The organism is Aquimarina sp. 433 (assembly GCF_054054605.1).
On the sequence record NZ_JBSWZK010000004.1, the window covers coordinates 17,820 to 33,594 of the forward strand.

A 15,775-nucleotide genomic window follows, 5' to 3' on the forward strand; every position below is an offset into this window, starting at 1 on the left:
TTTTTGCATTACCACCCTTCGAGAGCCTCAGGGTTCGAACCTATCCAAGGCCTGTTACTTCGACACGTGTCCGCCTATGGAGGAAGCTCAGTATCCATCTCGAAGCCCTAAAAATATGTTCTGTTTAAATAACTTTTTATAGTTGATACATTCTTTTTTGCATTACCACCCTTCGAGAGCCTCAGGGTTCGAATCATTCCGAGGGCTGAGGCTCTCGAAGCCCGACAGACTAAGTGTGACAGCTCAGTATCCATCTCGAAGCCCAACAAAACTTCGACACGTATGCGCTTTGAAGTAATATTTTCTTAGGACGAGAGTAAGAACATTATTCGCGGTTTAATTTCGGATACCAGGCATCAAGAACGGAAAAAGATTCCTTTGATAGACACTTGTTTTTATAAGATAATAACCTGTACCTAAAATGATTAAACCCGTTTTATACAGTAGAAAATCTATTCCATCTTTGAGCTACTGCAAATACTACCGCTTCACTACTCTTTTTAATCTAACCATAGCGATGCAATGCTGAAATCAAGAAAAAGCCAGTATTTATTGCATCTCAAAGCTTCATTACGAAGTTCTATTGCATAAAGCGGGTTAAACAACTGATTATAACGAGTACTTGAAAAGCCTTTTTTATAATTTGAGACACTGAATAGATTTGTGATTGATATGAGTATTCCTATTTAATAGAATTTATTTTATAATGTCCTTTGTTATTTCCCATGACTTGTGCATCAAACTTCATTCGTTTGTCATATGAAACAATAGAGATCTTTTGAGAAGATTTGTCGGCGATAAACTTCCCTTCGATCAGCTGGGCAGAAAAATTGGTATGCTCAGCTTCTAGCGTATCAAAAGTAAGTTCTCCTAAACTAGCGCTTGTTACATACTTACACGTACTATCTTTTGGATTAGTTTCTACTATTTTGATCCATCCATGTGCTAAAAAAGGTGGTTGGTTTTCATCGATAACCTGATGAATAAATCCATAATACTTATCCCCTATTTCTGGTAAAGAAACAAACTCATCGATAGCATTTTTAGACTGTGGAGTAGTAAAAAAGGCTAAATAAAAAATAAAAATACAAGCTGCCAATACTCCAATACCTGCTATGGAAAATAAAGTCTTCCCTATCACAGAAAAATTCTTACCTGCATCCCAAACAGGATATTCCTTGATATAGGCTAATGCAGCATTTTTCATCTGTGGTGTCCAATGCTTTTTTGGTATTTCTTTTCTGTCTGTTGTCGTGTAGAATTCGATAATCGGACTTTTCTGGATATGTTGGATAAGTCCTGTATGTATTACCTTTTTATATAAGTTTACCTCCATCAATACTTGTGATTTATGATATGGAGATACGAATTGACTTTTTAATGTTTGATAATGTTCTAGGTGTTCTTGAATCGTAAAAATGGGCATAGCTTTGTGTGTTGTCAGTTGCTGAAATCAAAGTAACAATTTTCCTACATGAAAAACACCCCTGAAAACCACTGTTATGGTTGGAAGATTCCCTTATTTTTTTAAATTGAATTGCCGAATATTTTTTCTTTCAATATTTCTATTTAAACAATAAAGTAAAGTATCAATAGTCCTGATCAACATTTAAAAGGTTGTTAGATATAATGAATTCTACAAAATCATCTATAGTAATTCTCATTAATACATTAATTCTTGGAAGTAAAAACAGTATGCTTTAAGGATATAACAATCCCAAATTCCTATTGATACTGTGTATTCATTATCCAATTAAGTACCATCGTATCTGATAATAAGGATCCGATCACTCGATAACTGGAATTTTTTAGTGGATTTTCTGTGTCTAAGGTTTCAGACATTACACCGATTTCTGGTTGGTAATAATTTGCATGTATAAACTTGATTTTCTGATCTTTTACCACAATATATCCCGTATGATCATCTAGACCTACTAGATATAGTTCATCACCCTTTTGTAATACATAAGATTCAACTTTAGCGATAGAAGCGTTTGTAAAACGTTTTATATTATTGCCCGCTAATTTTTTGATGAATACTTCTGATGCAGATTGTGCCCATTTGTATCTTGGAATATTAAATCCCATATCTTCTAAAGTGGTCGTAATAAAATAACCACAAGCAATTTTTCCTTTTCCTGGTGTTTTGGTATGACCATTATAATCCCATGGTGTTCCATACCAAAAAGGAATTACTTTATCAATTAATGTATTGAAAATATAGGTTCGTGTTTCTGCGATAATCACTTCTTTCTCTTCTTCGGAAACTGCGCTGTTATAGGCACTTTGTTTTTCTTTTTGAATTCTTTCGATTTGCTGCTTTAATGCTATATAGTCATGCTGAATCGCAAAGCCTTGCATATTCCATAATAGAATGATTAAAAGAATGTATTGCTTCATAAGAAAGAAACTTTGATGATTTCAGAATATGTAACAAAGATTATTCCTTTTTACATAATAACTAATTATATGTTGAAGTTCGTATGTATAGAAGTCGAAATGATACGATGATTTTTTAAAAAGTTATATCATTGTAATTTCCTTTAATCTATTTAGTTCTTTTCTTTTTTTCATTGCCAAAAAAAGAAACAAAAAAAGTCTAGGCTTACAAAACGAACTTAAGAAAATACTACGGCATCACCAGCCACGGATGAAAAAAACTCACTACGTTCAAACAGTTTTTCATCCCAAACCCAAACGGCTGCCTTGATTTTTAAAATTCTTTTTGATAGGCCAGTATACAGCAATTATTATACTGAACAGAAATCACTAAGAATTGAAGTGGTTTAAACTTTTTTGATTTAAGTGAAAAATAGCAGTTTTGTGATCAGATGAAGTAATTTTTTAGTTGCATAGCAGCGCTACGGAAGTCAAAAATTGTGAAATATGGGTACAAAAAAGCATTTTTTTAGCAAATTGAAAAAAGTTTAAACCACTTCATTATTAAAATGAATACCTTTTTAGACTAAATGGATGTATTTATAATCCTTCGAAGGGAGATTTAGAAGGATGCAATTAAAAACATCAATCCTCTAACACCAAACGCAAGTACTTTTGGTCTGAGCATTCTTCGAAGACGGTAAACTCATTCATGGCGTTGCCATAATTTTGTATCACGATTTCATCTTCGTTATAACTACCTTGTACTTCTCTTTTGGGATTATCGGCTAATAATCCTTTGAAGGTGATATATCCATCTTGGATTTTATAGGTTCCTGCGTGTTCTCGTTTGCTAGTTTTTAGATGGTACTGGTCGCCCGTTAATTTGATTTCTAATCCACAAGAAGCCTTTGTTTCTAAAACATAGGTTCTATTATACAACTGATAACTATCATAATAGCGCAGTAATTGTTTGGATGTTTGTATAGTCGCCTTTTCATCACAATCATCTTCTCCTTTCTCAAAAGATTCTATGTTTTTAGTTTCTACTCTCACTTTAATATCATAAAATCCATTATACGGATTAGTATCCATTATCAGAATCTTATCCACTTTAGTAAATTCTCCAGTACATTGAACGTCCCATTCACCCCAAAAGGAATGTATTTCGAATTCGTCTAAAATCTGCACCAATGTATTCTCTTCCTGAACAAATAAAGACAGGGTTTTAGAATTCATAGGATTCGGTCTGGAAGCTCCAATATAATACAATGTAACTCCAAAAGCTCTTTTCCCTTCAGCAACTATATAGTTAGCAGTATCAATTCCTATTTCCCGAAGCTCAATAGCATCTGAGTACCAGCTTTCTTTTTCGTAAAACTGTTGTTTGATCTTCGCTGTTTCGGAATCTACTACCAATACATAACTATTTAACGTAAAAACTTCCCAATCATACTCCTGACTCGCTACAGTAGGAATCACCACAATTGTACTACTGGCATCATAAGGCATTACCTTTTGCACCACAAACTCCTCATACACCTGTTTGGGTTGCACTCCCAATTGGTTTAGAATTTTAGCAATAAATGGAGTTGGTTGAAAAATATCTTCAGATTGATCAGAAGTTTCATTAGTTTCTACAGGTTCTTCTCTACTTTCTACAGCGTCTTCTACTTTTTCCTGAATACGCTCTACAGCATCCTCTACTTTAGTGCCATCTTCTAGAATAGTAACACCTTCTTGTTTCGTTTCCGTAGGTTTGGAATTGCAGGAAATAAGAAGAATAAGTGTAAATAAGGTAAATAGATTTTTCAATGGAATGTGTTTGTTTTTTTGAAATACAGATGAATAGTTCTTATAATTTGATTTATTAAAATATGATTATAACTTTTAGCCATTACATAGCTAATTGTTCTAGAACTTCATTTTTTAGATAAGGTTTTAATTCTTCGAAAGTGAAAAATATTTCGGGGTAAGGCTCCCAATTAATATTTATATAGTCAAATCCAACAGTATAAAAAAATCGCAAACCTTCTTTTCCTTTTTCTTTTGTAAATAGAAATTCTAACGTTTTAAAAACATCAACAGTTATTTCCGCTGTATTAATTATTGTGATATAGTCCTTATATGCTGTCTCTGTTAACTCCTGTTGCCAATCTTCCTTGTCAAATTCAATAGTCTTTTGAAGTATTTCATTACACTTTTCAGAAAAAGATAATATTTTACTTTCTTCGAATATCTGATTTATAGTCATGACTTGATCAGTTTTCAAGTTGAAACTCACATAATCACTTGTAGTAGTGATATTCCCTGCAAAATATTCGGCAAATATATGTACTCCAACAAATGACTTATTCTGATAAATAATGTTTTGATCATAAGTTATTAAACCTTTAATCATTCCTTCTTTATCACATTGCTCTCTTTTAGATGCGATGTGTTTGGTCAAAATTTCATCTATCGATAAAACACCTGAATCTGCATCGAACATTTCTTTTATGTCATTTAATAAATAATTATTTATAGACTTGTATTTACTAACATTATTTAAATTAATATAACTATAATTAGCTTGAGTATTTCCTTTACAAACTATAGAATCCTTTATAATTGAAATTTCATTAGAACTTTTTTGCCCATATGCTAAGGATATAAAAAAGAAAAAAAGGCAAAACATTAAGCTATTGAAGATGAATCTGTGTAACCAATACTCATATATAGTAAATAATGTATGTGATAAATTTGTAGATATCATTTTATAATTCCCAAACCCGATAAATCAGTATACAAAATATTTTCCGTTTACAATGATCTTGTTGTCGTGTTATTTACTCAGAAACAATGCCTTTGAATGTTAATAAATCTTTTTTTATTGTAAACTCAACTTTCTCTGAAGAGTTACTACTGTCTAAAGTAACATAATAAATAATTATACTATGAAGGACAGAATTATTATCGTCTACTTCTGTTTCAAAGTATGTATAATGATCTGTTACATCCAACGTTTCATCTTCTTGACTACTTATAAATCTTTTTTCGTCTGAGAAATAATGTTTAAAAAAAGAACGATGAAGTATTCCTGATTTTAACCAACTATTATCATAATCTAAAATATTAGAAATCTTATATGCGGTAAAAAAATCTCCTCCATCATTAGAATAGAATTCATAATTTTTAGAAAAATATTGATCCTTGTTTTTATTTATCTCAAAATAAGAACCTTTTTCTGAGTAAAAAGGTTCATTTTCAAAAACCACTTTTGATGAATCTATGTATTTCTTTAATATTAGAGTCTCTCTATCTTTTTCTTCTGTATTATGGAAACTATCAGGTCTAAAAAAGTTATAATCAAAATTGATATCTAATAAATCAACACTCGATTTATCTTGGAAATATGTACCACAATTACCAGTTGGATTTACTCTTTGTAAGTTTTTAGCACTAATAGTTTTAACTTTCGTAAAAACCTCTATCAATTTATCTTTTTCATTCTCTGTTAATACTCCAGACAAGGTCGAATCTTGAATTGCTTTAATGATTACAGAAAGTGATGAATTCTTTTGTTTTTGTACAACAAATTGATTGAAAATTTTGTTTTCTCTCTTTTCTACAATTAAAGTATCTAAACAGCCTTTTTTGATTACTGAACTTAATGGAACATCTTGAACTGTTCTTTTTATAATCACATTTCTTTTTTGACTTGATAAATTCAAAACAAACAAAGTGAGCCAAAAGATAAAATACTCCTTCAAAAGTTAATTTTTAAATATCTCTTCTAATCGATAAGTTTCTTCTTCATCAACCATCCATGTATCTCGATCTTTCCATTCACCACTACAGAATAGATCCCCATACTTGTCAGACAACTTAAGATTTTGAATATCTAAAAACATGCAATTATACTTTTCTATCTCCTCAACAGAATTTCCATCCGAAAGCTCTCCTTTTTCAATCGCATGTAATAATAGATATTTCTGGTTGGGAGAAAAATCTGAAATATCACTTTTCTCGTAACTTAACTCTTTAGGTATACTAACATTAATAATGACTCCATTCTCAAGTTTTTTTACTTGAATCTTCTTCCAACGATTTTCTACTTTATCTGAGAAATAAAGAACCCTGTCACTTAGCTTAAAAACTAAAGTATCATTTTTTATGGTGTGTATGATAGTATCTATTTTTTTATAGCTACTTATAGTATCAATTCTGATATCCTTAGATGTTTTATCATCAATAGAAGAAAGATTTTTACTCTTTTTTTCTTTACAAGAGAAAAAACATATTAATAGAAGAAAAAAAAATCTATAATAATTCATAATATAAATTATCCGAAAAATTTGATTTCAATTTTAAATACTACATTTACATTTTATAACTATAAAAAGGTGAATTTGACTTCTTAGATATTTCGTTATATTTTTCTTTTTTAAAAATTCTTATTGCATCCAGTATCAAATCATTTCCTTTAGAAATATTACATTTCTTAAATGTTGTTGCCTTTAAAAAGTCTAAAACAATGATATGTTTATTATTATGGTCCGAATAGAAAAGATTAGTATGTTCAAGTCTTTCTTCATACCATACATTAGTTTCTTTTAGATCAAATTTATCATTAAAGTATTGTTGATTTGAAAAAATAAGACATTCACGAAAATTTAAACTTATTAGATTCTTTTGTTGAGAGATGTTAAACTTATATTTATTAAATAATAGTAATGAGTCTTTAGCCTTCTCATCTATGGAAATGATATCATTAAATATTGATTTAGCAATCTGAATACTTGAAGAATTATTTTCTTTATTTTCTAAAATATTCTCTTTTTTTGTGTTAGCTGTAACCTCTACAACTACATTTTTATCTTCAGTTTTAGCATTTTTACAACTAAAAATTATAGCAATAATAATCCAGAAATAAATGCATTTTAGTAATTGAGATGAACCTTTAATAATCATTTTAAAACTTCAACATCTGCTCGTTTAATATATCCGCCTGAAATGATCTTTCCATCGTAATACACTTTAACCCAGTTCTCATTAACATCTTCCATATAGGCAATATCTCCCTTTACTAAGAAGGCCTTTCTTTTAGATGTTTCTGACATTTCATTATGAAAAAAAGTTTTACCTACTGTTATCTTTACTTTTTTTGATTTTTCATCTATACCATATCCACTTATATAGTCTAAATTTTCTTTTTTCAATGTTGTTTTTAACATGTTGAAAATTTCTATTGGCAATGATGAAATTAATCTAAAGCTAACGTACTTGTCCTTTTCATCGTAAACAAAGCCATCATCCAAAACTTCTGTTACATCAAAATATCTTTGACATTCAATACTTCTTTCAATATTGGTTTTATCATATGTTTTTTGTCCTTTTTTAGATCTAACTAACATGGAACCCGATTTTTGTAAAGTATTTAAAAACTCATCCTTGTTTTTAGAAAAATCATCATTAAAAGTATCTAAAAAGCCTATATAATACTGATCTATTTGCACATTACTTTTACTCCCATTCACCAAAATTATATCAAGGACTTCATTACCACTAATGATCTTATAATATTTATGCTTATTATAATCTTTAAAATCAGATTCATGTTCTAGATATTCGGAATAGCTTTCCCAAATACCTTGAAAATCGTCTAATGAATGTTTCGATTTATTTTGATGTACAGGCTCAATAATTACTTCCTCAGCAATGCTTTCGGAAATCACCTCTTCTTTTTTTACACTATCGCTCTGTTTGCAGGCGAAAAAAAGAAATAACACAGAGAAGATTAAGATCTTCGTTTTATTTATGTTTTTCATCATTTTTTTATTTATCCAGAACTTCATAGGCTTTCTTAGTATACCTCTTTCTATGAGTTAATCCATTATCGCCACCGTTTACATCATAAGTAACGGATGTGATCGCGGCATTATTATTTCCTTGATCTGCTTTACTATTTGTCCCATCCTGAACGTGAGTCCATATTATCATAGATGCCTTAATAGCGACCTCTACATCCGTTTTTAAAAGAGAAATATCATCACCCATAAAATCTTTGGTATCCTCCGGATATAATTCTTTCCATTTTTCATCTAAAGCCTTATACTTATCCTTTCCTGTTAAATGTATAAAACCAACACCAAAATAATCAGAACCATCTTCGGTAGATTTCTTACCATTTTCCATTCTACATCCATATACATAATCAAAAAGAGTCTTACTTTCAATATAAGACGACTTTATGCTATAATCTTCTTTAAAGGCATCATAGTCCCAAGACGCTACGTATTTTCCTTTTAAAAGAACTCTTGTTACTTCAATAGGGTCATCAACATCTCTCTTATGACCATAGTTTTTCTGATAATTTGTTGTGGGATTAGAATATTCGCATTCTAGTGTTGCATCATAACCTTCAATTAAATCATGATATTTAAATGTGTATTTACCAGATTTGGTTGGATGAGAAACTAAAACTTTTCTCAAAAAAGTATCATAAATATTTTTTGCTTTATATCCATAATTTTCTTGCAAAGCTCTTAGTTCACCTGTTTCAGTACCAATCTGTCCAAGAAAATGAGACATCCTGTCCAAATTATGTATTTCGAATTCATCACTATTATTATTAATTGCTTTTGCGACTTCTTCTCTCCTTGTTTTTTTTGATTTTGGAAATATTTCCAATAATTGCTCTGGAGTAATAGGAAATTTAGGACCTCCTTTTAATTCAAACCATTGTCCATCCGTATCTAACCATCTGTTCGTAATTTTTTCTCCTCTTATTTCTCCTTCTTCTGTATCTCCGAGATATTGAATATTTAATTCAGTTTGTCCTTCTAAAGTATGTGCATCAGCTAAAATGTATAATAATGTCTTTTTACCTGTTGCTTCACTTAATGATTTTATCCAACCATCTTTTTTTTCTTCATTACTGCTATCAATTGCTATTTTAAAAATAGCCTGATCGGCAAAATCATCTTTATTTAAATAATCAGTCTCGCACATACCTCCTATAGTAGTCTTTACCATAGTATTGTAATTACCCTGATCATCTTTAAGCATTATATTCTCATCTTGCTCTTCGATCCCCTTTTCCTTTCCTTGACGGACATTAATCGACATAGTCCTACCTTGAAGCAACTCAGTTTCTACTATTACATAGATTTCTTTTCCAATATTACCTTGATCAACTTTTTTAAAAGTTATCTTCTTTTTCTTTTCTTTTGCTGCAACAAGTATAGGTAGAGTAATTTCTTGTCCTATATTAAGACTGTTTTGATTTGCAGTAGTAATTGTTGCATCACTTTCTATAATAGCTGCAACTGTTGTACCTTTCTTATTAGCTATTTTACTTAATGTATCACCAGATTGCACAGTGTATATTTCATTATCTTGAGCACCTGTTTCACTTTCCACTTCAATCTCTTCTATAGTAGCTTCCGCAAAATAGGCTTTTGTCACTTTTGGTCTTATTATTTTAAGAGAGGGGACTGATTTAAATATATTAGGAAAATCCTTGAATGTTAGCGTTGGCATATTCTATTTCTTTTGAGTGATAATCTCTAATTTAATTTTTTGAGTATCTGAGGTGATTGTTAGATCTTCAATAATATCATTTGTTAGCACTTCTCCATTGTACTTAAAGTCATTTTGATTATCATCAAGATCTATATCAACATCTTTACCTACACCATTTTTAGTTTTCAATACAAGATAAACAGCAGTTCCTGACTGTAATTCATCATCTGGTATCCTATTTCCATCCATATCGGTATAATACATATCCTCTATTTCAGGTTCAACATTCTCCTCCCTCTCCGTAATCGGAGCAGCTTCAGCAAAAGGATTGCTGGGATTCCAGTTTTTTTCGAAAACCTGTCCACGTACTCTCTGAATACCTGGCGATAGCAATAGTTCCATTTTTAAGGGATCATTGCCTTCCGCATTAAATTTTTCCTCTAATTGTACGCAGTGGCAATTACCAAACTCAAAATCAAATAGCTTACTAAACCCATCCCTCTTGTAAAAGCGAACATAACCGTTGTACATGGTATGGGTAGAAAACATCCAATCATAAAATAATTCATCATTTTTGGTAGACTCTACAAGTAAATGGATTTTACCATTTTGAATAGTCGTTTGTGGGCGTCCATTAGCATCTACCAACTGTTGATACAAAAATGCGCTGTTTAGTACATTTCGTTCTTCGTCATTAATAAAAAGTTTCGCCTGAAAGGCCATAGCGTGACAATTTGAAATTTGGAGCAGTAAAATATCAAAAATATGTGGAAGGAGCTACACGCAAACAAATTATTTCGATATAGGTGTTATTTCCCGTGATAAACTGTAGATAAGTGCAGTCCTAAAAGGGTATGTAAGAATAAAATATTAACTAGCTTTTGATCGGATGACACTAGTTAGTACCTTGGCCCAATGAATAGCATCTCCTAAAGTATCGAATCCCCTGATCTTGTTGCGCATAAACAACTTTTCTAATAACACATTCATTAACCCTTTGGGAGTATAACTTACAATACCATAGGCACGAAGTTTATAGTCACTTCTGTAAAACTTAATCCAATCACTAGGCTTTACGGCATAAGAATGTACTCTGTTGGTAATATATACAATTTCTCCGCCATCGTGATCATATAGATTGGTAAGGTGTTCTACAAGAATTTTGGCATGATCATCCCAGGTAAAAACAACATCTTCATTGATTTCGCCAACCACATATCCATCGAATAAATAAAAATTTCCAAAGGAATAATTTAACTCCTGGATGGCTTCGCGAAAAAATACGGTGTCTTTAAGGTATTGCATAGTGTAAAAATAATACATCTATGATCTGGGTGAAGAAAAATACATATGAAAGGTACACATATTTCGGTTAATAAACAAAAAGTGTAGACGAATGGTATTGTATGAGGTATAAGCGGGTTACAATATAAGCATAGCTTTCGGACGATACTTTTATATCTATCAGTTTCTGGAGGAGTTCCAATATACCTACTTACCTTTCGAGTAATACTTCGGCTGCACTTCGACACCTGTCCGCCCATGGAGGAAGCTCTGTGTGACACCTCAGGGTTCAAATCAATCCGAAGGCTGTACTTCGACACCTGTCTGCCTATGGAGGAAGCTCAGCATCCGTCTCGAAGCCCAATAAGCTCAGTGTAAAAGCTCGGTATTTGTCTTGAAGACTAATAAGTACAAAACAAAAAAACCGCTCCTATTGAAGAGCGGTTTTTGACAAATCTTGGGGTATATCTCTAGGATTAATTCTTAAGTAATTTCATTGTCTTCGTTTCACCATCTTCAGTGATGATCTTTACAAAATACAATCCTTTATATCCTTTTAGCTCAACATCAAAACGATCAGTTTCTTTTTGATGGTCCGCATAGATAACATCCCCAGCCATATTCCTGATCACTATCCCTACATTGGTATAAGTATCATTTAACTGAATTGCTACTTCTCCTTGTGTTGGATTAGGGTATGCACTAAAATCAATCGTCTTGATTTCTTCTACAGGTCTAGCATCTTCTTTATCATCTTGCTTGCCACCAAAATTGCCTATCGTAAACTGTTCTCCTCCCATGGGCTGGAATTCTTCATCTGTTTGTAAAATATTGTAATTAAGATAGGTTCCTTCTTTTAACTCTACCTCTGGTTTTACGAGTAGTTTAAGACTAAAGGTTTCATAAGGTTCTGCCCTTACATTATATATCATTGCCTTGGGTTCATATACTCTATAAATATTCCTATCCACACGCTCAATTCCTTCCATCTTAGCTTCCCCTAACAATTCATTTAGTTTTTCATCTGGCATTAAATAAAAAGCTCCTATTTTTTCAAAAGGGATTCCTGTTTTGTTTTCCGTAACAGCTAACTGAAGATTGATAGCTCTCACTCTTTTATCTATATTTCTGATAAATACTGCAGGTGCTACATTGTTGAACGCATTTATATCATAGACACTAACATTTTTCCATGCAATATTGTTATTGTTTTTAGTGTTTTGCCATACAGAGGCTACTTCAACTCCAATTGGATCGGTAGCAGATTCTATTCTTGCTAGTAAACAAAAGTGGTGTACATCATTTACAAAGTCTGCTGGATTTGGTGGATACCAAGGAATTTTTACAATAATCTCATCATCTGGAGAAGTAGGAATAGCAACGTCACCAATAAAATCACCGTGCAGAATATTACTTCCTCCTACCATTTGATAGTAATTGTTCCAATGTACTGGCCAAGATAATCCTGTAGAAGCTTTACTAAAATAGAGCTTAAGCACTCCATCATCGATATTAGAGCAGTTTTTTCTATTGATCCTTACATACACCCAATTAGGACTTAAGAGTTTGTATTCCGGATTTTCATGGGTTAATATACCATCATCATCGTTTCGCACCCAAATATCTGGGCTTAGATACATTGTTCCGGAAGATGGTTCGGTTCCGTCATCTGCCACGGTATCTCGGATATACATATCAGAGGTATCCACCGCCAATACTGCCTGATGCGCATTTAATCTACCATATCCTAGCTCTTGAGAATGCCCTGGCTCTGTTGCGTTCCAGTTATAATCATAACCTCCAACCTTATCAGCAGTACATTTTAGAATATCTTCAATCTCCTGATTACTCAATGTAGGATCTACAGATAACATTAAAGCAGCTACTCCTGAAACCGCAGGAGCAGCAAAGGAAGTTCCATCGCTATTAGCATATACATTTCCATTCTGAGTACTTCTAATTCCCACTCCAGGAGCAGCAAGATCTAGATTAGGTCCAAACTGAGAGAAACCTGCTTTAGCATCTGTATTGGTAGTTGCTGCAACAGAAAACACATTAACATTTGAAGCTGGATAAGATATTGCGCCTCCACCAGAATTACCTGCTGCACATACAATAAATACGCCTGCATTGTATGCATTTTGTAATGCTGTATTAATCGCAGGAGAGCTACCAACAGTCAAACTCAACTGTATGATATCTGCTCCATTATCCATTGCGTATATGATCGCATCATCTAAAATAGCAGCATTTGGTGCAAAATCTCCAACACCTTCTAACATCAATCTTGCTCCGACACCGTTATTACCTCCAGCGATACCAGCAATACCAGTATTGTTATTGGTTTTAGCACCAACTACTCCAGCTACATGAGTTCCATGCCAAAAAGGCCCTCTAGAATCATTATCATTATTTTGAAAATCCCAACCTTTCCAATCATCTACGAAACCATTACCATCATCATCAATTCCATTTCCTGTGGTAGGATCATTAGGATTAGCCCATGCATCTTCTCCAGGATTAAGGTATACGTTTTGGTATCCATCGGTTCCTAATCCTAAATCTTCATGAGTCCAATCGGTTCCACTATCTAATATCCCTACAATGACATTACTGTTTCCTGTGGTAATATCCCAAGCATCCTCGGCATCAATATCGGCATCACTCACCTGCTCCAATCCCCATTGCATACCAAAAAGCGGATCATTTGGTGTTAAGATATACGATCCCATAGTATTTGTGAAGATTTGCTGAGCATCTACCTCTCGGGCCATTTTATCATACGTGTCCAGAATTTTACCTCTGGTAATGATTTTAAAGTCATAAAAACCAAGTCTGTTACTTCTCATCAGTTTCATCCCGTAGGTTTCTTCTAATCGTTGGATTGCTCTTTGAGAAGGTGCTTTTTGAAACTGAATCGTGATCTCATCGCTTAGTGCAAACTTCTGCCCCGTTTGTTCGTCTACCAATTTCCAACCCTCTTTTTCCTCAGAGAACTGTTGTTGATTGATTGTTCTTGTTTTTTGTGCCCAAGCCATTGTCGTAAACAATAGCAGCATACACCATACAATAGTTGTTTTTGATTTCATCTGTAATATATTTTTAAAGTTGATATCGTAAACTTACAAGACACTATACGTGAAGACAATAGGTGTTTTACCCTTTACAAACAGGGATTTGTCCCTTATTGATTATGGTTAAGCAGCAAGTAATTCGTTTTTTAATGAACGATTTAAAAGAATAACACACAAACCCCTCATAAACAAGTTTCTACAAAAGAAACAAACAGTCAACTCCCTGAAAACAGGGTGTTTTTTTCACGGAAAAGAGTGTTTGGCGACTTCTATTACGAAGATATATTTGTACCATAATTAAAACCAATCGATTAATTAACACTTATATAAAAATCATGAAAAAAACCATTTTAAATTTCGCATTAATTATCGCTGTTTTGTTTGCAGCTTCTTGTAAAAATGAAACTAAATCTGAAGCTACTGATACTGCAGATAAGACTGAAGAAGTAGCGACTGAAGAAAAATCTGAAGAAAAAAGCAGTGAAGCAAAATCAACATCATCTGATGGTGTTCCTAGTTTTAGCGACCAAAAGGTTCAGGAATATGTAGATTCTTATGAAGCTTATATCGAAGAATACAAAAAAGCAGTAGAAAGTAAAGATATGACGGCTTTCGCTTCTTTAGGGCAAAAAGGTCAGGAGTTAGGAACAAAAGCTCAGGAAGTTATGGGTAACCTTTCTGGAGATGATGTAAAAAAGCTAAATGATTATATGACAGCTAAGTCGGCTGAGTTACAGGAGCTTTCTAAAAAGCTAATGCAGTAATCATTTAGGACCTATTAAGTTTAGTTATCATAATTGATAGGGGTTATTGAGCAAATCCTGTTCTGTTTAGAACGGGATTTGTTGGTCTTAGCATACACAATGTTCCACATACTAATACTAAAAAATCAATATGTTACTTCTACATAAATTCCGAAAAGTTTTTAAGCAACAAATTGCATCTATTGGTTTGGCCTTGACTTCAGAGAGTGAAGATGAACTGATTGCAAAAAACCATGAAAAACATTTACATCTAAAAACCTACTTGCTAAACTTAGGAGGTTCAGGTCAATTAGCAATTGCTGAACTACAAATCATTAAGGGAAATATTGAAAAAGCACTAAAAGAGAACCCTTTTGAAAGTCAGGAAAATTTGCTTACCTCAAAAACTATAGGAAACTACACCTTATACACAGAAAAGGAAGTCCCTAAACAAGAAATAAACTTGGTCTATATGCAAAGTTTAGATACCAAGATATATAAGGATGATGAATATATTATTATAAAGCAAAAAGGAAATTACGACCTTATTCGTAAAAATCCGGTTTTTATCGATTTCTTAAGAGGTAAAATAACGATCGATGAATTGTTTACCCTAATTGCTTCGATGCAAATTCCAAACGGGTTATATCTTCAAAAACCACATGGATTTGGAAATCCTGAGAAAATAAAAAAATGGAAAAAGATAGGAACAGTCATTACGATACTAACAGCAATTACACTTATCCTGGTTCGTATACTAAAATATATGCAAATACATTAGATATATCT

The 15,775-nt window shown here is 32.5% G+C and carries 14 protein-coding genes; 2 read left to right on the plus strand and 12 right to left on the minus strand.

The genetic code is table 11. The annotated features are described in order from the left end of the window. Positions 1-682: 682 nt before the first annotated feature. The 12 genes from ACWNT5_RS09385 to ACWNT5_RS09440 form a co-directional block, all read right to left on the minus strand. Positions 683-1,426 (minus strand): hypothetical protein, encoded by a 744-nt coding sequence (locus ACWNT5_RS09385; protein ID WP_456517201.1) that lies wholly within the window; start codon positions 1,424-1,426, stop codon positions 683-685. 299 nt (positions 1,427-1,725) lie between these two features. Next, on the minus strand, positions 1,726-2,400 hold the full coding sequence (locus ACWNT5_RS09390; protein ID WP_299601071.1) for a hypothetical protein: 675 nt from the start codon (positions 2,398-2,400) through the stop codon (positions 1,726-1,728). Positions 2,401-3,024: 624 nt separating this feature from the next. Further along, complete coding sequence (locus tag ACWNT5_RS09395) at positions 3,025-4,194, minus strand: PA3715 family protein (protein WP_456517202.1); 1,170 nt, start codon at positions 4,192-4,194, stop codon at positions 3,025-3,027. A gap of 82 nt (positions 4,195-4,276) precedes the next feature. After that, a complete protein-coding gene (locus ACWNT5_RS09400) occupies positions 4,277-5,056 on the minus strand; it encodes a hypothetical protein (RefSeq protein ID WP_456517203.1) in 780 nt (259 codons plus the stop codon). 151 nt (positions 5,057-5,207) lie between these two features. Next, a complete protein-coding gene (locus tag ACWNT5_RS09405; RefSeq protein WP_456517204.1) occupies positions 5,208-6,065 on the minus strand; it encodes a hypothetical protein in 858 nt (285 codons plus the stop codon). Positions 6,066-6,134: 69 nt separating this feature from the next. Beyond that, a complete protein-coding gene (locus ACWNT5_RS09410) occupies positions 6,135-6,695 on the minus strand; it encodes a hypothetical protein (protein ID WP_456517205.1) in 561 nt (186 codons plus the stop codon). A gap of 46 nt (positions 6,696-6,741) precedes the next feature. Further along, a complete protein-coding gene (locus ACWNT5_RS09415; protein ID WP_456517206.1) occupies positions 6,742-7,332 on the minus strand; it encodes a hypothetical protein in 591 nt (196 codons plus the stop codon). Continuing rightward, entirely contained in the window at positions 7,329-8,189 is an 861-nt protein-coding gene (locus ACWNT5_RS09420) for a hypothetical protein (RefSeq protein WP_456517207.1), read from the minus strand. Before ACWNT5_RS09420 ends, ACWNT5_RS09415 begins: the two co-directional genes overlap by 4 nt. A gap of 7 nt (positions 8,190-8,196) precedes the next feature. Beyond that, positions 8,197-9,903 (minus strand): LysM peptidoglycan-binding domain-containing protein, encoded by a 1,707-nt coding sequence (locus tag ACWNT5_RS09425; protein WP_299897223.1) that lies wholly within the window; start codon positions 9,901-9,903, stop codon positions 8,197-8,199. A 3-nt stretch (positions 9,904-9,906) separates the two neighbouring features. Then, positions 9,907-10,608, minus strand: coding sequence for a type VI secretion system tube protein TssD (gene tssD, locus ACWNT5_RS09430; protein ID WP_456517208.1), 702 nt, complete (start codon positions 10,606-10,608; stop codon positions 9,907-9,909). 147 nt (positions 10,609-10,755) lie between these two features. Continuing rightward, positions 10,756-11,190, minus strand: coding sequence for a hypothetical protein (locus ACWNT5_RS09435; RefSeq protein WP_456517209.1), 435 nt, complete (start codon positions 11,188-11,190; stop codon positions 10,756-10,758). Positions 11,191-11,645: 455 nt separating this feature from the next. Further along, entirely contained in the window at positions 11,646-14,258 is a 2,613-nt protein-coding gene (locus ACWNT5_RS09440) for a S8 family serine peptidase (protein WP_456517210.1), read from the minus strand. A gap of 320 nt (positions 14,259-14,578) precedes the next feature. On the opposite strand from ACWNT5_RS09440, the gene ACWNT5_RS09445 reads away from it, so the two are divergent. Both ACWNT5_RS09445 and ACWNT5_RS09450 read left to right on the plus strand, forming a co-directional pair. Continuing rightward, the gene (locus ACWNT5_RS09445; RefSeq protein WP_299897235.1) at positions 14,579-15,007 is read left to right on the plus strand and encodes a hypothetical protein; all 429 of its coding nucleotides are present in this window, start codon (positions 14,579-14,581) and stop codon (positions 15,005-15,007) included. Positions 15,008-15,137: 130 nt separating this feature from the next. Next, the gene (locus ACWNT5_RS09450) at positions 15,138-15,767 is read left to right on the plus strand and encodes a hypothetical protein (RefSeq protein ID WP_456517211.1); all 630 of its coding nucleotides are present in this window, start codon (positions 15,138-15,140) and stop codon (positions 15,765-15,767) included. The last annotated feature ends 8 nt before the right edge of the window (positions 15,768-15,775 follow it).